Below are 18,736 nucleotides of genomic sequence, written 5' to 3' on the forward strand. Positions count from 1 at the left end.
AGCCGGCAGTGGCGGCCGGCGGGCCAGGATCGCGGTTCTCCAATGTGGGTTTCATTCTGTAGATGCCAGCGCCAATTGACAATCCCATGGTTGATTGACATGCTGTCAAAGATTATTTGACAATGAGCGTGATCGTGGACGTCAATGCGCTGACCCTGCTGGTGGAGATCCTCGACGCCGGCAATCTGAGCGAGGCCGCGCGGCGCCTCAAGATGAGCCGCGCGAACGTGAGCTACCACCTCAACCACCTCGAAAAATCCATCGGCCTGCAACTCGTGCGGCGCACCACGCGCCGCGTGGAGCCCACCGAGATCGGCCTGAAGCTTTACGAACACGGGCGCGCGATCCAGAACGCGCTGCTCGCGGCGCGCGAGTCGGTTTCCACGCTCGGGCAAAGCCTGCAGGGGCGCGTTCGCTTGTCGGTGCCTAGCGGCTACGGGCAACTCGTGATGTCCGAGTGGCTGATCCGCTTCAAGCGCCTGTATCCGGGCATCGTGCTCGACGTGATGTTCGAGAACCGCGTGGAAGACCTGCTGCGCGACGAAGTGGATATCGCGGTGCGCGTGATGCACGAGCCGCCGCAAAACCTCGTGGCGCGCGACATGGGCGCGGTGCGGTATGTCGCGTGCGCATCTGCGCCCTGGGCCGCGGAGCATGGCATGCCCGAAACGCTGGAAGACCTCGCGCGCGCGCCGGTCATTACCGCGACGGTGGTCGGGCGGCAACTGCGCCTCGCGGGCTACCTGGGCGATGAACGGCACGAGGTGCTGCTCGAACCGTCGATCATTTCGGAAAACTTTTTATTTCTGCGTCAGTCGATTCTGGAAGGGCTGGGCGTGGGCATCGTGCCCGACTACGTGGTCCACGACGACCTGCGCAATGGTTTAGTCGTTACATCGCTCGACACGTGGCGGCTGAGCATATTTGGCACGCATATGTACATGCTCTACATGCCCAATCGCCACCATACGCGCGCGGCTTCGACCTTCATCGACTTCGTACTGGCCGAAGCACGCAAGAGCGGGCGCGGCGCGGTGGCCGACGATCAGGGATCCTGACGGTGCTCGCCTTCCGGGCGCGCAGCTTGTACGCCTTCGTCGCCGTCGCTCGCTTCGCGCATCTCGCGCGTATCGCCATGCTCGGCGCACGCGCCAGTCGTGGGCGGGCGCCCGCGCGTGGCCGCCACGACCCGCACGCGCTGCTGGATGCCGGCCTTCGCGAGCATGTGCGCGCTGATGGGCGCGGTGAGGAACAGGAACGCGGGAATCAGCAACTCGTGCAAGCTCGCGAAGTTGTTGTGCGTGCTGAAATAGATCACGGAGGCGAGCACGATCCCGCCCACGCCTAGCGTGGTCGACTTGGTTGGCCCGTGCAGGCGCATGAAAAAATCAGGCAGGCGCGCGAGCCCGATCGCGCCGATCAGGGTGAACAAGCTGCCGATCAGCAGCAGCGCGCTCACAATCACTTCAACGACGGTTTGCATCGGCGAGCCTTTTCGTCAGTTCAATCAGTTCAATTCGATGATGTCGCCGCGCTGCAGATACTTCGTGAGCGCGACGGTGCCTACGAATCCCATCAGCGCGATCAGCAGCGCGGCTTCGAAGAACACCGTCGAGCGCAGGCTGATGCCGTACACGACGATCAGCGCGATCGCGTTCACATTGAGCGTGTCGAGCGCGACGATGCGGTCGGGCAGCGAAGGGCCGCGCACGAGGCGCGCGAGCGTGAGCAGGAAGGCGATGCCGAGGATCGCGAACGAGACCGGGATCACGATGGCTAGCATGCGAAGATCTCCATCAACGGGGCTTCATAACGGGACTTGATGAGCGCGACCAGCGCGGCTTCGTCGTCGAGGTCGAGCACGTGGACGATGAGGCGCGTGCGATCGTCGCTGAGTTCGGCGCACAGCGTGCCGGGGCTCAGCGAAACGATGCTGATGAGCATGGTGAGCGCGATTTCGTGGGTGCTGTCGAGCGGCACGTCGATGAACGCGGGACGCAGGCGCTTCGTGGGGCCGAGCACCAGCAGCGCGACTTCCACGTTGGCCACGACGATGTCGATCAGCACGTGCCCGAACAGGCGCACGAGCAGCCACGGCCTGCCGAAGCGCACCGGCTGCAGCCACAATCCTCTGGCGACGCAGAGCGAGATCACGGTGCCGAGCGCCGCGCCCAGCAGCAGATTGCCGGGCGAGACGTCGTTCATGAGCAGCACCCAGCAGACGAGCAGCACGACGGTGAGCCACGGGTGCGGAAAGAGCCTTTTTAGCATCGTCAGCTCCCGCTGGTCTGGGTGGGTGCCGGCGCGGGCAGGATCGCGTGCACGTAGGCGGCGCGGTCGAACAGTTGTGCGGCGGTGGCGTCGAGATACTGCCGCAGCGGCCCCGCGCCGAGCGTGGCCGCGGTCACGCAGGCGAGCAGCAGCGCGCAGGCCGCGAGCTTGGCGGCGCTGCCTCGCGGTGCGCGCGCGGGCGCGAAGGCGGCGGCGCGCGCGGCGGGCTCGGCCCACAGCAGGCGCGTGCCGGTGCGGCTCAGCGCGACGATCAACAGCAGGCTCGAGATCAGCACGGCGGGCCATAGCACGGCCGCCTCGTGGGTGGGCGTGGCCGCGAGCACCATGGCCTTGCCGAGGAAGCCGGAGAGCGGCGGCAGGCCCGCCGCGCCCACTGCGGCGGCGAGATAGAGCAGGGCGGCGGCGTTCGAGGGCCAGGGGGCGCGCGTCTTTTCGATCCGTTGCGGCGCGCTCGCTTGCGCCGTGGCGAGCGCTTCGCGATCCGGCTCGGGCGAGATGGCTGCGGCTGCCGCGTCGTCGAGCGCTTCGAGCGAGCCGGGTTCGGCGCCGTGAGCGCCGTCTGCGGGGTTCGCTGCGTTCGCAGAATGGGACACCGTAGCGGCTTCGGGCTCCAGCGTATCGGCGAGCAGGAACAGCGCGCCCGTGCACAGCGTCGTGCTGATCAGGTAGTAGAGCAGCGCGCTCCACGCCAGCGGCGTTTGCTGCGTGACGGCTGCAATCAGGAGTCCGACCGAAACCAGCACGAGGTAACCCGTGGTGGTCTTCAGGCTCGACACGGCGAGCGCGCCCAGCGCGCCGAAGGCGATGGTCGCGATGGCGAGCCACCATACCCAGTCGTGCATGAACGCATCGAGCACGCCACCGTTGGCGCCACCGCCGCCGAACACCAGTGCGTCGCAGCGCAGCATCGCATAGATCCCCACCTTGGTCATGATCGCGAACAGCGCCGCCACGGGGCCGATCGCGCTGCGGTACGCCTGGGGCAGCCAGAACGACATCGGAAACACGGCGGCCTTCAGGCCGAACACGAGCATGAGCGTCGCGCCCGCGAACTGCGCGAGCGGCAGCGATCCGGCGTGCAGGTGCGCGAGACGCTCGCCCATGTCGGCCATGTTGAGCGTGCCGGTAATGCCGTACAGCACGCCCAGCGCGATCAGGAAAAACGACGAGCCCACGAGGTTCATGATCAGGTAGTGCAGCCCGTTGCGCACGCGCCGCGTGCCGCCGCCGTGGAGCAGCAGCGCATACGAGGCGATCAGCAGCAGCTCGAAGAACACGAACAGGTTGAACATGTCGCCCGCGAGGAACGCGCCGTTCAGGCCCATCAGCTCGAACTGGAACAGCGCGCGGAAATAGCGGCCGCGCCGCGCGTCGGCGCTCGACGTGCCCAGCAGGCAGCAGCATGCGAGCACGGCGGTCAGGAGCAGCATGAGCGCGGCAAGGCGGTCGAGCTGGAGCACGATGCCGAACGGCGCGGGCCATGCGCCGAGCGCGTAGCTGGCGATCTCGCCTTGCGCCGCGCGCGCTGCCAGCACAGTCGCGACGGGCAGCAGCGCCACGGTTGCGATCGCATTGAGCGCGCGCTGCAAGCGCCTGGCGCGAAGTGGCAGCGCGACGATGGCGCCCGCCGCGAACAGCGGGATCAGGATGGGGAGCAGAAGGGCGTGATCCAGTGCGTGATTCATGTGCCGTGCGTCTCCCCGTCGTGGCCTTGCGGATTGGCAGCATCATCGCCATCCACGTGATCGCTGCCGGTGAGCGCCAGCGAGCGCAGCGCGAGCACCACGGTAAACGCCGTCATGGCGAAGCCGATCACGATGGCCGTGAGTACGAGCGCTTGCGGCACCGGGTCCGCGTACCGGGCTCCCGCGCTATCCGCAGCGCTCCCGATCACGGGCGGCTGGCCCGTGGCGAGCCGCCCCATGCCGAGCAGGAACAGGTTGATCGCATACGAGAACAGCGTGATGCCGAGGATCACGGGCAGCACGCGCGCGCACAGCAACAGGTAGATGCCGCACGCGCAGAGCACGCCGATTGCGGCGGCGAAAGCGGCTTCCATCAGCTTTTCTCCACGGATTGCAGGTCCTTGTCGCGCACGCCCAGATGCGAAACGATCGTGAGCGTCGTACCCACCACCGCGCCCAGCACGCCGAGATCGAACAGCATGGCCGTGCTCAACTCGATTTCGCCGATCAGCGGCAGATGCAGATGCCCGAACGCACTGGTGAGGAACGGATAGCCGAACGCGAGGCTGCCCAGACCAGTTGCGGCCGCAACGAGAATGCCGAGCCCAGCGAGTGCGCGGTAATTGATGCGGATGCGCGATTCGGTCCATAGCACGCCGCTCGCCACATACTGGAGCAGCAGCGCGATAGACAGAATGAGCGAGGCAATGAAGCCGCCGCCGGGCAGATTGTGGCCGCGCAGGAACACGAACACGGCCACCAGCGCGGTGAGCGGCAGCATGAGGCGCGCGAGAATCGCGAGCAGCAGCGGATGCGACTGCGACGACCACGGCAGGCCGCCCGGCCCGGTGTCCGGCGCCTTCAGGCGCAGGCCGCGCAAGAGCGCCTTCACGGCGAGGCCGGCGACCACGAGCACGCTGACCTCGACCATGGTGTCGAAGCCGCGGAAGTCCACGAGGATCACGTTCACGACGTTGTGGCCGCCGCTGCCGGGCAGCGCATTGGCGAGGAAGTACGGCGCAATGCCTTGCGCGGGCGGACGCGTCATGACCTGGTACGCCACGCTGCCGAGCAGCGCGCCGCCCGCGAGCGCGAGCGCGCCGTTGCGCATGCGCGCGGGAATCGGCTCGATGGCGGTTTGCAAGTTGGGCAGGAAATAGATGGCCAGCACCAGCAGCAGCACCGTCACCACTTCCACGGAGACCTGCGTGAGCGCGAGATCGGGTGCCGAAAAGCGTGCGAACGCGAGCGTCACCAGCAGCCCGCAGGTGCTCAACATCACGAGCGCGTAGAGCGTGTGCGCGCGCACCATCACGACGCCCACGGCGAGCAGCGCCATCAGCACGAGGCCGCACAGCGTGATGGTGTCGATGGGCAGGCGCACGAAGTCGCCGCCCCACGCACCGAGCGCGACGAACGCGGCGCCCGGCACGACGATCATCGCTGCGATCATCCACGCGAGATAGTCGGGCAGCGAGCGCGTCTCGAACACGCGCACCACCACGGCCGCGCCTTTTTCCAGCCGCTGCACGAGGCGGTCGAAGCCTTCGCTCGCGTTCATGTCCGAGAGCATCGAGCGATGATGGCGGAACGCGTCGCGGCGCAGCACGAACAGCAGCGCGCCCGCCGCGAACGACACCACGCTCATGACCAATGGTGTGTTCACGCCGTGCCACAAGCTCAGGCTGTACTCGGGCAGCTTGCCGCCGAGCGTGAACCATGCCGCCGATTCCAGCAGCCTGCCGATGGTCCGCTGCGGGAACAGGCCGATCAGCAAACAGACCACCACGAGAATCTCGACCGGCAGCTTCATGAAGCGCGGCGGCTCGTGCGGCGGGTAATGCGGCAGGTCGCGCGGCGCGGCGCCGTCGAAGAACACGCCCCAGACGAAGCGCAGCGAGTACGCAACCGAAAGCGCGGCGGCCACGATCGCGATCACGGGGATCGCCCAGTTGAATGGCCCGAACATGCCCTGCGCGAGCGTCTCGCCGAAGAACATTTCCTTCGAGAGAAAGCCGTTCAGGAGCGGCACGCCCGCCATCGCGAGCGAAGCCACGCCCGCGAGCACGGCGGTGTGCGGCATGTACTTCGCGAGCCCGCGCAGGCGGCCCAGGTCGCGCGTGCCGGTTTCATGATCGATGATGCCGGCGGCCATGAACAGCGACGCCTTGAACACCGCATGGTTGACCGTGTGAAACAGGGCGGCCACGGTGGAAAGCTGCGTGTCGAGGCCGAACAGCAGCACGATGAGGCCAAGATGGCTGATGGTCGAATAGGCGAGCAGGCCCTTGATGTCGCGCTGGAATAGCGCCATCGACGCGCCGCCCACGAGCGTGACGAGCCCGGCGAGCGTCGCCGAATAGGCCCACCAGGCGGTGCCCTCGAACACCGGATAGAGGCGCGCGAGCAGGAAGATGCCGGCCTTCACCATTGTCGCCGAGTGCAGATACGCGGAGACCGGCGTAGGCGCCGACATGGCGTGCGGCAGCCAGAACTGGAACGGGAACTGCGCGGATTTCGTGAACGCCGCGAACAGCGTGAGCAGCAAAATGGCCGGAAAGAGCGGATCGTGCTGGATCGTGTCCTTTTGCGCGAGCACGTCGTTCAGTTCGAAACTGCCGCATACGTGGCCGAGCAGCAGCACCGCCGCGAGCAGCGCGAGTCCGCCCGCGCCCGTGATGGTGAGCGCCATGCGCGCGCCGCGCCGCGCATCGGGCCGCGACGGCCAGAAGCCGATCAGCAGGAACGAGACGAGGCTCGTGAGCTCCCAGAAAATCACGAGCAGCAACAGATTGTTCGAGAGCACGACGCCGAGCATCGCGCCCATGAAGAGCAGGAGCAGCAGATAGAGGCGCGGGAGCGTGTCGCTGCCGGCCAGGTAATAGCGCGCGTAGATGAACACGAGCAGGCCGATCGCGAGCACCAGCAGCGCGAACATGAACGAGAGGCCGTCGAGGCGCAGCGAGAGCGCGAGGCCGATCTCGGGCACCCACTCGCGGCGCCACTGCATGACGCCATAGGTGGGCATGCCCACGCGTTCGCTCAGGACCAGCCCGAGGCCGAGCAGCGCGGTCGCGAACGCGATCCACGTGGCGAGTGCGCGGACGTGCCGGGCTACGAATGCGACGAGAGCCGCCCCCACGAACGGAAGTACGACGAGCCACTCCAATGCCATCCGGCTTCCTCCGGGAAATTCACTGCGTGCGGGTTGAAGACGTGGACTGCCCGCGTGACGCGGGTGCGGCAGGGCAGGCGCGCCTGCGGACCGTAGGGTCTGTTCACATTCATCACGGGCTGACCGCCAGAAGGGCCGTGATGAATGTGAACAGACCCTGGACCACGATCATAGCCGCAAACGGGGCCGGAGTTGATCTGGATGCCATCGATGCGTGCGCCGCGCGACATCGTGCTACGGAACCGTGCGCGGTGGCGCACGGTCGTGCCCGATTACATCGGCCAGACGAAGGCTTCGTGCGCGTGCGAGGCCTTGCCGATATCCACGGGGCGCTGGACCGTCTTGCCGTCGTGGCTCGCCGTGATCACGTAGTGGCCGTTGGGCAGCGTCACGAGCATGAACGGGCCGTCGGTGCGGGTGGAGACGAGCGGCTGGCCGTGCGCGTCGGTGATCTTCACGGGCACGTTCGCGAGGTACTCGTTGCCGTTCGCCGACTGGCGCGCGAATTCGAGCGAGAGCGGGTAGCGCGACATCGCGGCCTTGAACGCCGCCGACTGGTCGCTGCCGATGCCGCCGGACAGGTACGAGACGCTGCCGGCGTGATGCGCGGGTGGCAGGGCGCTGGCGGCGGTGGCCGAGGGGGTCGAAGTGTTCGGGGTGCTCATGGTCGCGGCGAAAGCGCTTTGTGCGCCGAACGCAAGCGCGAATGCGGCGGCGAGCGAGATGGCCGCGCCCATCCATGGAGTCGAGGGAGCTTTCATTTTTACCTCCTGCGTCGGATACGCCGGCGCGCGTTGCGCGCCGGACGAATTCAGCGTAGGCAGGGCGGCTTAAAAGTCCCTTAAAACGCAGGGCGAACGCGTTTCCCGGCTGTGTGCGGCGCGCTGGCTCAGCGCGCGATCATGCCGGTGAAATATTGACGGCGAGCAGCGTGTTTGGCCTTTATCACGTCATCCCGTCTCGATAAATCAAAGGTCTGCGATTTATCGATATTCAATAAACCTGCTCGAAATATCAGATGCCGGTCGGTTTGTTCGATTGATCATTTATTTTTGCAATCCTAGATTTTTCTGATTGTAGTTGCGTATGCAACATATGTTCCTCGTTTACTTCAGCCGGAGAGGGATGCGTGAATGAATGCAGTAGCGAAACGCTTTATGGATACCCTGCTTCACCCGAGCGCGCGCCTGAGCCAGCGCCTGAGCCTGTGGATAGGCGGCGTCGAAATTCCGCTCGACGTGGTCAGGTTCAAGGCGAAGGCGGGCTTCTGCCAGGACTATTTCGTTGATGTCACGGTAACGTCTCCGGAGCTGGCCATCGACGGCAAGCTCTGCGTGGGCAAACGCGCGGGGTTGCAGATCGACGAGCGCGCGGCGGTCCCTTCGGCGAGCTATGCCGATTCCGTCGATCGTGAGGCGGCAACCTGGAACGGTGTGGTGACGCGCTGGAAGCGGGTCAGCGTGAGCCGCGACGAGGGCACCTACCGCCTGCGCATCGAACCGCGCTTCGCAGCCCTCCTCAAACGGATCGTCAAATCCGATACGTTCAAGGACGTTACCCTCCAGGAGCTGATCACGCAGGCCGTGATCGACCGGAAGAATTTCGATGCCTTCGACGTGGAGTTCCAGATTGAGGGACTCGACCAGAAGATGGAACAGGTTGTCATGTACGAGGAGTCGCTTTACAACCTGATTGCACGTCATTGCCGTCGCAAGGGTGTTTTCTGGTTCTACAAACAGGGCCGCGCCAAGGACGGGCGACTCGATACCATCGTTTTTTCGAATAACCCGCGCGCCTATGTCCGCTCGATCGACGTGCCGCTGCTCGACGGCGCGGGCCTGAACAGCAACTGGCAGGAAGCGGCGCAGAAGGTCAACGAGCAGCGCAGGCTCGTTCCCGCCGCGATCGAGGTGTGGGAGCGCAACTATCGCACGCCGGACGACCCGCTACGGGCGAGCGCGAATGTCTCCGCCGACGCAGGGGACCGCTCGGTATTCGGCCAGATCAGTCGCAGCGCGGAGTTCCACTTCACGCAGGACCAGGGCGAGGCTGTCGTCCAGATGCGGCGCGACGAACTGGTCGCGCGGCAGGCGACGCTCTCGGGCACCACCGACGCGAAGGGCGTCGCGCCGGGCGTGGTCATGAAGCTGACGAACGCGAAGCTCGCCAGCGCGGAATACGGCTTCGTGATTACCTCGGTGGTCATGAAGGGCAGCCGCACGAAACCGGCGTTCACGCGCTTCAAGGCGATGCCCGCGCACCTCGCGTACCGGCCTCGATTCGTTTACGAAAAGCATTGGCGATTTCTGGGTGGCCCCGTCGCAGGCGTCGTTACAACGTTTGACTCGACGCCCTACGCGTGCGTGGACGAATACGGCCGCTATCCGGTCCTGCCGAAGTTCCTGCAAGGCTCGGGCAATACCGACCGGCAACTGCTGAAGCTGCGCCTGCTGCGTCCGTCCTCATCGTATCAGGGGGGCTTTCACTCGCCGCTGCTCCCGACGACCGAGGTCATGCTCGAAGCGGCCCACAACGATGTCGACCGTATCCATATCTCCGGCGCCCTGCACGACTATTCGCATCCGGACATCGTCCACGGCGCGCAGGCGATGTTTTCCTATGCGATATGGCGCTCGCCGCTACGCGGCGCGGAAATCGTCTTTAACGATCTGCAGGGCAAGGAAAGCGCGCGAATCGCGACGGTCTACAACCAGACAGCGATGAACCAGGGCTACCTGCTCAACAGCAAAAAGCTCCAGAGAGGCGCAGGATTCGAAATCACGACCCAGGGATGGGGCACGACGCGCGCGGCGAAAGGGCTGTTCCTGACGGCGGACGCGGCGGCGGGAGCCGATACGCCTCACCTTGAAATGCCTGCGGCCGTTGCGCAGCTCAAGGCGGCACTCCAGCGCGTCACGGATCTCGCGGCAGCAACCACGCAGGCCGGGGCCGATCCTGCCGACCGCGCGACGCAGGCGTCGCTCCTCGACGGGCTGAACCAGCTTCGCGACGCGGGGCTGCTGGCGAGTGCTCCGGGCGGCATGGCGTTCGTGACGCCCAAATCGACGCAGCACTCGGCGGGCGAGAACGTGATCGTCACCGCCGGCCAGAACATGGACGTCAGTGTGACGCAACGGCTGCGCATGGTGGCGGGCGAACTGATCTCGCTGTGCGCGCACAAGCTCGGGCTGAGTCTTGTCGCGGCGAAGGGGAAGGTGCTGATGGCGGCGCTGACGGACGGGCTGGACCTCTTTGCGCAGAAGCAGGTGCGCGTCGCGAGCGAAAGTGCGGACGTCCAGGTGTCGGCCAAGTCGAAAATCACGCTCAACAGCGGTGGGGCCTCCGTGGTCATCGAGAACGGGAACATCACGTTCCATTGTCCCGGCGCATACACCATCAAGGCGGCGTCGTTTACCTTCGTTGGGCCGGATAACGTGCCGACGACGCTGCCGGTCCTGCCGCAAAGCGATCTCAAGCTCGACGACCTGTACTCCCATACGCACTAGAGCGCCATGATTATCAGCCCTCCCTTTCTGCCTCAATCGGGCCTGACTTCGAGCGATGCCTCGAAGCCCGATCCCATGATGGACGCCGTCGACAAGTTCGAACTTGCGCACGGCATCTATCCGGTCGCGTTCGACCGGCGCTGGCATTGTGGCGTCCATCTGGCGCCCGACACGCACGGCGCGGTTTATGCCATTGCCGACGGCGAGGTCGTCGCGTACCGGGTCTGCCAGCATGCAATCGGTTCCGGCGTCAGCAATGCGGGCTTCGTGCTGCTCAGGCATGCGACCGAGACGGGCGATGGGCGCAAGCTGACGTTCTATTCGCTTTATATGCACCTGCTGCCGCTCGCGGAGTATTTCACGTTCGGGTACGACGCGACGGGGCTGGCGGATTTCCTGTGCAAGCCCACCGGCGACGTTGCACAGGGGCAGGTAGCGCCTGCGGTGGCCGGCGGCAATCACAAGGTACGGCGCAAGGACATCGTCGGTTATCTCGGACGCTACCAGGGCATTGTGTACCTGCACTGCGAAGTCTTCATGATGCCGGGCGATTTCGATGCGTACTTCGGCCATACGCAGCTTGGCAATACCTCGCCGGATACGCCGGCGACGGCGGATTGCTGGGGGCACACCTACTACACGATTCCAGCCGGCCAGCAGTTCTTCGCGCTGCCGCCCGGAACGGATGCGCACAACAAGCTGCATGGCATCAAGTTCGAGCCGGGACAGGTCGGGACGAACACTCTGCCGCTCGTTGTCGAGACGTATTTCAGCAAGGGGGCGAAATACACCAATGTCTGGAGCGTCGCGGCGGACGGCTCGCGCGCGTTGCTGACGGATCAGCCGGTTGCGGAAAAGGACTACGAATACGATCTCTACCGTCGCGCGACGGCACTCTACGGCACCTGTCCGAGCGATGGGTACGAGATGCTGCGTTTCGGTCGAATCCTCTCGACGCCCGCGACGCTATCGGGTGCCGCGTGCACGACGTGGGTGCAGGTGACCTACGCGGCGGGGAAGAGGGGCTACGTCGATATCAGCAACGCGGGCGTCAAGAAGCTGTCCGACGCGGATTTCCCGTCGTTCATGGGCTGGCAGAAGCTCAGCGAGGGCAATACGCCATTCAGTAACGACGGGATGTGCGACATCGATGCACTCAGGAAACTCGTCAAGGATGCTGCGGACAGCGAACAGCCGACGGTCTCGACGGCTACGACTGAGGTGCAGAAGGCGGACGCGCTTTCGAGCTACGTCAGGGGCAACGACGGCGTGCGCCAGGCGCTGCGGGGATTTATCTGCAACGCTCCGAGCGAATGGGACAGTACGAACAACAATACGCGCTACACGAAGCTGCTCGACGAGGGCGGTTTCTATCACGGCAACGAGGCGGGCTACACCAAGTTCCTCAACTACCTGAAGGAAATCCAGTTCTGGGATGTGACCGGTTTGCCGGCGGGGGAGAAGCTCTGGTTTTTCCATCCGCTCTCGTTTATCCGGCATTTCAGGAAGTGCGGGTGGCTAGATCTGGATGAACTGGCGGCTACATTTCCTCGCTATCCGTTCTATACGGAAAGTGGCAGTCCTCGGAGAGCTATTGCAATCGATAATGATACGTATCGAGTAAAACTATCAATCGCGCGTCAGCGTATTCAAAATCACGCGGTGGCACTAAATCATTGCTTTAGAAAATATTTGGGAAATAATTCAAAGAGAATTTCTCTATTTTTGGCTCAGGTTTTATTGGAGACGGCCCAGTGGCGTAATCTTGGAGGTACAAGACGTCTCATGCACGAATGGGGCTTTGGCCAATACTCTGCGGCGAATCCGGCGACACAATATTATGGACCATTTTATGGTCATGGGATTATGCAACTTACATGGGCGGGAAATTTTGATGCGTATGGTACATATCGAGTTATACCTAATAATACGACGGGCTCGTATGTTGAGCGGTTGCCAAATTCGCATCATCGCATCACTGCGACCTCACAGCACTACTCGGCGAATCCGGGTGATGGTGGGCATTTTATGCTTTGGGCGCCGCGCTTCGATCCGGATGTTATCGCGGAGAATGCGGAGTATGCGTGTGACTCAGGGGGGTTCTATTGGGTTTCGAAGTATTTTTCTCAAGGATTTAATATTAATAGGGTCGTAGACAAAGATTTTTCGGCTTCGAGTGTAGGCTTCGTAAATCGACTGGTTAATGGTGGTGGAAACGGGTATTACGAGAGACAAGCATACTCAGTATTTATATCGCGCGTCTTGGGTGATGAGATTGGTGTTGATGAAACGGTATTAATTAATCCTCCTCATCCAAAGAGTGCGGTTTTGGCAAACATGCTTAGACCGGAGTAGCCATATGAGAATGGTCAGGATTTGTGCGGCTATGGCGATGCTCGCCACATCCTTCTTTGTGCGGGCTGCCGATGTTTCAAAAACGTTTACTCCATCTCCAGGGGTTGTGGCTGTCATAGAAATTAAAGATTCTAATCTGACATGGAAGCTTTCTGGAAAGGACGGGGCTAAGCAGGGGGAGGTAAGCCTCGATACAGAGAAAACGTCAAATATCGAAATCGGTAGTTATGATTTTAGCGGGCGGCTTGGTTTTTTGGTTTCGCATGTTGACGATGGAATGGGGACGTATGAGATTAATAGGGTTTTTACATTTTCGCCGTCGTCTAATGAATTTGTAGAGCGATTCCCTTCATGTGGCGATGAATTTGATAACCTTAAGGTAGATAAAAAGAGGCGCTATCTAATTAGTACTTATTGGGATAAAAATATCCCTAAAAGATGTGTTACTAGGCTAACAATTGAAAAATGATAAATAATTTAATTTAAACGAAATCATGAACACAAAATCACCAATCCGCAAAGGCGACAAACTCGAACATGGCGGCGAAGTGACGGGCGGCTCGCCGTGGAGCAACTTCATGGGCAGGCCGCTCGCCCGCAAGGGCGACGCGGCGCTCTGCGCTCAGCACGGCCCGACGGTCATCGACGAGGGTTACGGGAAATTCCCTGACCGTGACGGCAAGTGGGTCGCCATGCACCATCACCGCTGCGCGTGCGGCTGCCGGCTGATCTCGTCGCTCCAGAACGTCAATATCGCGTAATGCCGGTCGATCTCTCTCCAGCGGGGCGTCCGAGCGCCTATCCGCGCCGCCCCCGGTTTTGGCCGTGGTGGTGCTTCATCTGGATCGCCTGCAACATAGTCGGCGTCACCATCGCCATGCTGGTCTGGCCGAAGGGGCAACCCGCGAGCGGGGGAGCGTTCTGGTTCTGGTTCGTTGGCGTTCCGAACGGTGCCTTTGTGGCGTTGTTTGGTATCGAGCGTATCGGCTATGAGGGTCTGTGGTACCGGGCGCACTGGCGCAACCATCACCGGAACCGGTGGCTGGCAGAGCGGCTGCGCATAGCGCAGCGGCCCCTCCAGGTGCTCGGCGTCGGCTACTGCCTGCCGCTTGGCGGGCAGGTGCTTGCCGACGCGCTTGCCGCAGGGAAATACCTCCCCGTTGAGCAGATACCCCGTACCGGTGTGGAACGGGTTTCTCACACCCGCTTTGAAGATGCAAGCTGGATGGTCGAGGAATCCACTACGGTAGGTTTTGAGGATGGCGAAAAAAGCCTCGATGCGAAACGGACAAATCAATCAGTACAACTGCTGACGGTCAAGCTTGCGCAGACGCTGGAACAGTTTTCCGGGAGTCTGCGCGCTCTGACGTGCTACGAGCGGGTCTGGTGGCCGCAGGTCCGCGTATTGAGTGCCCCGGGCCGGGAGCAGGCGGAGGTCGCGCGGGTCGTCGAAGCGCTGCGTATAGCGGGCCTGCCGTCGCTTGCGGTACAGGCGGTACCGGCTTCCGATGGCCTGATGGTGGCCGATGCCTGGCTCGACGCGAGGGAGGCCCGTCCGCTGCTCGTCGTGGCGACCGCCTGGCACGAGAACGGCCCCCCTGAAGGCAGCACCGAGGGATGCGTCGCCGTTCTGCTCTCGGCGGGGTACTTCAAGCTGCCGGAGACGGTCAGGGTCGCGGCGCTCCTGCATCGGCCCGTCCAGGGCCTGGCTGGCGGAGCCGCATATGGCTTCGCCAATGCCGCGTTATGGGGCAAGACGGCCTATGCCTCGCTCGTCCGTGCGTGGATTACCCGGCCCGTCGATGGATGCGACAAGGCGCTCTACGCGGCCCATATGGACGTCCTTACGAAGGACGAGGCACAGCGCAGACCCGACCGCATCGTGGGCGACTTCGGCGACGGCAACGGCTGGCTGTCCGTCGCCGCTGCCGTCGAGTCGGGCGTAGCAGATGGCCCGCAACTCATTATCGACGGCATGCAGTCTGCGGTCCTGCATGTCATGCCCAGCACAACCGACAACCACCCGATTTCCGATGACAGACCCCAGGCTTAACCTGCTCCCAATTGAGCATGCCGCACCGGCGGAAGAATCCGCCCCGTCCAGCCGTCTCGCGATTTGGGGGTTGCCGGTCGTCGCCCTGGCCATAGCGCTGCTCGCGATCGGCTTCGTATCGTTGCACGGCGACATGCTCGGCATAACGTCGCGCGAGTCGCGGCTGTGGGCGATCATCGCCATCCTCTCGACCTTCGCGGTCGTCGTCGTCGCTCATGTTGTCCTGTTTGCTACGGGTACCTACGCATTCGCCGGGCGGCTGTTTCGCCGGGAGGCAGGTGACAACGTCAAGCCTCAAAAACCGCTCAGGCGCGATGCCCGGCTGCAACGCATGGCCGAGGAACTGCGTGTCGTGCACGGCTGGTTCTGGCGCAGTCGCCTGCGCTGGCTGCTGGTGAACGGTACCGACGAGCGGGTCGACCAGGTCGCGCCCGGGCTCAGGCAGGCGGGCGTCCTGCACGTGGGCGAGATCATCCTTGTCCATGCGGCCCCGGACGGCATCGAGCCGACGAAGTGGCTCGGCCAGATCCGGCGGTTGCGTGGCCGTTATCCGGTTGACGGCGTGGTTCACGTTGCCCGCGCCGGGGATGCCGATATGGAACTGCCGCGCACGCTCTCGACGCTTGGCACGGCGCTCGGCTGGGCGGCGCCCGTGACGTTCCTGCATCCCGTCGAGGCGCACGGCAGTCAGCCGGAGCGGTTCGACGCCGTCGGCGCCTTCATGCCGAACGGGACGCGCAGGCCGGCGCAGGCCGCCGCCGCGAGATTGCCGGAACTGCTCGCCGAGGTTGAGCATAGATCGGCGGACGCGGGTGTACACCTTTGCACCCGGGACGAGCTTCGGGTGACCTGGATGATGGAGGTCTCGAAGTACATCGGTGACCACGCCGAACGCATTGCCACGAGCCTGCGCACGCTGGCGGCCTCGAACTGGCTGCGCGCGCCGCTGGCGGGCGTCATGTTCGCGCCGGTCTTTCCGGGGCCGACCGTCGTACCGGTGCCGGTCGTCGACGGTGGCGACGGCGCATCCGCGCAGGCCGCCGAAGCGCTGCCGGCGCAGACCATGACCGTCACGCGGGTCCAGCCGGCCGCGCTGGTTCCGGTCTGGCAGGAGATCGCAGCGGGTTCGCCCAACTATCGCGGTCGCCGCACCGGTTTTTACTGGCCGAATGTGCTGGCGACGGCCGGTATTGCCTGCGCCGTGGCCTGGATCGTCGCGCTGATGATATCGGGCCTCGGCAACCACGCGCTCATCCGCGAGGCCGAAACAACCGCCGCCGCCGCACTGGCGGCGACACCCGGAACTCCTCAGGCGATGCGCACGCAACTCGCCCTCCAGCAGCAGATCGGGACGCTCGAATACCGCAGCCAGCACGGCGCACCGTGGTATCTGCGGCGGGCCTCTCGCGCAATGACGAACTGCTCGACGCGCTCTGGCGGCCGTACCAGACCGTCGCCCTGCGTAACCTGCGCCAGCCTGCCGTAGCGGCGCTGGAGGGGCAGCTCGGGCAGCTTTCGCAGGTTCGCGCCGACGAGCAGCAGAGCCACGACGCGCAGCAGCTCGCCTACAACCGGCTCAAGGCGTACCTGATGCTCGCTACGCCAGCGCGGACGGACGCGCCGTTCCTCAAGTCGCAACTGCTGGCCGTCTGGCCCGCGCCTGCCGGCATGCGCCCGGGCGAGTGGCTCGATACCTCGCAGCAGCTCGCCAGCTTCTGGTCGGATCACCTCAAGGCGCATCCCGAATGGCGGATCAGTGCGTCGATGCCGCTCGTCACGCAGATGCGCTCGACGCTGGTGAACCAGATCGGACTTTCTGCGAGCGATGACGTGCTCTACCAAAGAGTCCTCGACGAAGCGCGCGGCAAGTACGCGGATATTTCGCTCGCGACGCTGCTCGCCGGGACGGACGCGCACGGCCTCTTCACGACCACGCAGACCGTACCGGGCATCTTCACGCGCGCGGCCTGGGACGGCGTGATCGAAAAGGCGATCGACGACGCCGCGAAGGAGCAGCACGTCGAGGGAGACTGGGTATTGACCGGCGAACAGCCGACTGCCCAGGTGAGCGCGTTGGTCGTCGAAGGAGCGGTCGGCGCGGCGCGAACTGCACTCGATCAGCAGCGCGAGACCGACGATCTGCGCGAGCGGCTGCGAACGCGTTACTTCACGGACTACACGGCGGCCTGGGCGACCATGCTCAACAGCTTCCATCTGATCCCGGCGACGAGCTTCTCCGGCGTCATTGACCAGCTTACGCGCCTCACCGATGCGCAAACCTCGCCGCTGCTGGCGGTCATGAAGGCGGTGCAGTACCAGGGCGAGGCGGGCCGTCCCTCGCAGGCGCTCACCGATACACTGGTGCGCAAGGCGCAGGGACTCCTCGGCGGGAGCGAGCGCGATGCGACGCAGCCGCCCGTCGTGAATCCGCTCGATCGCTCGTTCGGGCCGCTGCTCGCGCTGATGGGCGATGCGAGCCCGGGTGTGGGCAGCGGCAAGACCGGCAAAAGCAATGCTGCAAACGCCGCCGCGTTTAATGGCGTCAGCCTCTCGCGCGTCCTCACGGCGGATACGACCGTGCGCCTGAAGCTCCAGCAGATCCAGTCGAGCCCGGACGCGCAGGCGATGGCGCGGGGGCTCGCGCAGGCGGTATTCCAGGGCAAGCTCTCGGATCTCACGCAGGCGCACGACGACGCGGCGCTGACTGCTGCGAGCCTGGGCGCGCAGTGGGCGGGCTTCGGCCAGACGATGTTCGTGCAGCCGCTCGACGCGGCCTGGCAGGCCATACTCCAGCCTGCCGCCGCAAGCCTGAACGACGCGTGGCGCGCTGCCGTGTACTCACCCTTCCAGGCGGCGTTCGCCTCGCGCTATCCGTTCGCGCCGACGGGCTCGGATGCGTCCTTCGCCGAGTTTGGCCGGTACGTGCGACCCGATACGGGGCTGATCAGCCGGTTTGTCGAGATCGAGCTGTCCGGCGTGCTCAAGCGTCAGGGCGACCAGTGGGTGCCGAACGAACTTGCGCCGCAGTCGCTGCAGTTCGACCCGAAATTCCTCGCCATGCTGCGGCTGATGGGCCCGCTTGGCGCACGCCTGTATGCGCAGGGCGAGGCGGGCTATCACTTCGACATCATGCCGCAGCCCACGCCCGGCGTGACGCGTACCGAACTGACGGTCGACGGACAGCAGATCGTCTACTTCAACCAGCGCGAGACCTGGACGCCGCTTGTGTGGCCGGGCAACGGCCTCGCCGGCCACGCCTCGCTGACCTGGCAGTCGCTCGATGCGGGTACGCGCATCGCGTCCGATGCAACCGGAGACTGGGCGTTTTTGCGCATGCTCGAGAAGGCCCAGGTCAAGCCGCTCGACGATTCGCGCTTCGAACTGGTCTGGAATGGCGCAGCGGCCAGCGGCGACACGAAGGCCGCTTCGGCCACAGCGGGCAGCGATACAGCGTCGCCGCTGCGCTACCTGCTACGCGTGCAGGCGGGCGCGGGGCCGCTTGACCTGCTCAGGCTGCGCGGCTTCACGATGCCGGAGCGCATCTTCGTCACGGGCCGCGCCGGGGTGATCTCCGGTCTGCCTTCCCTGCCGCCCCTGCCATCAGAGATGCAGCCATGACCGCACCGTGGAAGAAGAATCCTTCCGGGCACGAGAATCCGTTCCTGAGGTA

Annotated in this window: 15 protein-coding genes; 8 read left to right on the forward strand and 7 right to left on the reverse strand. The window is 64.3% G+C overall.

The features are described from left to right. Nucleotides 1–134: 134 nt before the first annotated feature. Complete coding sequence (locus tag NH14_RS02050) at nucleotides 135–1,058, forward strand: LysR family transcriptional regulator (RefSeq protein ID WP_035528224.1); 924 nt, start codon at nucleotides 135–137, stop codon at nucleotides 1,056–1,058. On the opposite strand, the gene NH14_RS02055 is transcribed toward NH14_RS02050, so the two are convergent. The 7 genes from NH14_RS02055 to NH14_RS02085 all read right to left on the reverse strand — a co-directional run bounded on the left by NH14_RS02055 (nucleotide 1,046) and on the right by NH14_RS02085 (nucleotide 7,913). Beyond that, nucleotides 1,046–1,483 (reverse strand): Na+/H+ antiporter subunit G, encoded by a 438-nt coding sequence (locus NH14_RS02055; RefSeq protein WP_052148105.1) that lies wholly within the window; start codon nucleotides 1,481–1,483, stop codon nucleotides 1,046–1,048. The two genes, NH14_RS02050 and NH14_RS02055, sit on opposite strands and share 13 nt — an antisense overlap. Nucleotides 1,484–1,507: 24 nt before the next feature. Further along, nucleotides 1,508–1,783, reverse strand: coding sequence for a K+/H+ antiporter subunit F (locus NH14_RS02060; protein WP_035527731.1), 276 nt, complete (start codon nucleotides 1,781–1,783; stop codon nucleotides 1,508–1,510). Next, on the reverse strand, nucleotides 1,777–2,271 hold the full coding sequence (locus NH14_RS02065; protein WP_035527728.1) for a Na+/H+ antiporter subunit E: 495 nt from the start codon (nucleotides 2,269–2,271) through the stop codon (nucleotides 1,777–1,779). Before NH14_RS02065 ends, NH14_RS02060 begins: the two co-directional genes overlap by 7 nt. Nucleotides 2,272–2,273: 2 nt before the next feature. Beyond that, entirely contained in the window at nucleotides 2,274–3,965 is a 1,692-nt protein-coding gene (locus tag NH14_RS02070) for a monovalent cation/H+ antiporter subunit D (protein WP_035528219.1), read from the reverse strand. A gap of 8 nt (nucleotides 3,966–3,973) precedes the next feature. Beyond that, complete coding sequence (locus NH14_RS02075; RefSeq protein WP_035527725.1) at nucleotides 3,974–4,351, reverse strand: Na+/H+ antiporter subunit C; 378 nt, start codon at nucleotides 4,349–4,351, stop codon at nucleotides 3,974–3,976. After that, the gene (locus NH14_RS02080) at nucleotides 4,351–7,152 is read right to left on the reverse strand and encodes a monovalent cation/H+ antiporter subunit A (protein WP_035527723.1); all 2,802 of its coding nucleotides are present in this window, start codon (nucleotides 7,150–7,152) and stop codon (nucleotides 4,351–4,353) included. The genes NH14_RS02075 and NH14_RS02080 overlap by 1 nt, the downstream gene beginning before the upstream one ends. Before the next feature lie 272 nt (nucleotides 7,153–7,424). Further along, entirely contained in the window at nucleotides 7,425–7,913 is a 489-nt protein-coding gene (locus NH14_RS02085; RefSeq protein WP_237179495.1) for a carboxypeptidase-like regulatory domain-containing protein, read from the reverse strand. Between the two features lie 396 nt (nucleotides 7,914–8,309). Here NH14_RS02085 and NH14_RS02090 point away from each other — a divergent pair, with 396 nt between their 5' ends. The 7 genes from NH14_RS02090 to NH14_RS33305 are packed head-to-tail and all read left to right on the forward strand — an operon-like array spanning nucleotide 8,310 to nucleotide 18,684. Further along, nucleotides 8,310–10,658, forward strand: coding sequence for a DUF2345 domain-containing protein (locus tag NH14_RS02090; protein WP_331253400.1), 2,349 nt, complete (start codon nucleotides 8,310–8,312; stop codon nucleotides 10,656–10,658). A 6-nt stretch (nucleotides 10,659–10,664) separates the two neighbouring features. After that, nucleotides 10,665–13,013 carry a M23 family metallopeptidase gene (locus tag NH14_RS02095; RefSeq protein ID WP_168727126.1) on the forward strand — a complete coding sequence of 783 codons (2,349 nt, stop codon included), beginning with the start codon at nucleotides 10,665–10,667 and terminating at the stop codon, nucleotides 13,011–13,013. Nucleotides 13,014–13,044: 31 nt separating this feature from the next. Then, nucleotides 13,045–13,482, forward strand: coding sequence for a hypothetical protein (locus tag NH14_RS02100; protein WP_152617376.1), 438 nt, complete (start codon nucleotides 13,045–13,047; stop codon nucleotides 13,480–13,482). A 25-nt stretch (nucleotides 13,483–13,507) separates the two neighbouring features. Then, nucleotides 13,508–13,774 (forward strand): PAAR domain-containing protein, encoded by a 267-nt coding sequence (locus NH14_RS02105; RefSeq protein WP_035535468.1) that lies wholly within the window; start codon nucleotides 13,508–13,510, stop codon nucleotides 13,772–13,774. After that, nucleotides 13,774–15,066 (forward strand): KPHS_23130 family T6SS system protein, encoded by a 1,293-nt coding sequence (locus NH14_RS02110; RefSeq protein ID WP_168727127.1) that lies wholly within the window; start codon nucleotides 13,774–13,776, stop codon nucleotides 15,064–15,066. The genes NH14_RS02105 and NH14_RS02110 overlap by 1 nt, the downstream gene beginning before the upstream one ends. Then, on the forward strand, nucleotides 15,047–16,552 hold the full coding sequence (locus NH14_RS33300; protein WP_237179496.1) for a hypothetical protein: 1,506 nt from the start codon (nucleotides 15,047–15,049) through the stop codon (nucleotides 16,550–16,552). The genes NH14_RS02110 and NH14_RS33300 overlap by 20 nt, the downstream gene beginning before the upstream one ends. Then, nucleotides 16,450–18,684, forward strand: a complete 2,235-nt coding sequence (locus NH14_RS33305) for an ImcF-related family protein (RefSeq protein WP_331253401.1) — start codon at nucleotides 16,450–16,452, stop codon at nucleotides 18,682–18,684. Before NH14_RS33300 ends, NH14_RS33305 begins: the two co-directional genes overlap by 103 nt. The last annotated feature ends 52 nt before the right edge of the window (nucleotides 18,685–18,736 follow it).

Source organism: Paraburkholderia sacchari (assembly GCF_000785435.2).
Lineage (GTDB): Bacteria > Pseudomonadota > Gammaproteobacteria > Burkholderiales > Burkholderiaceae > Paraburkholderia > Paraburkholderia sacchari.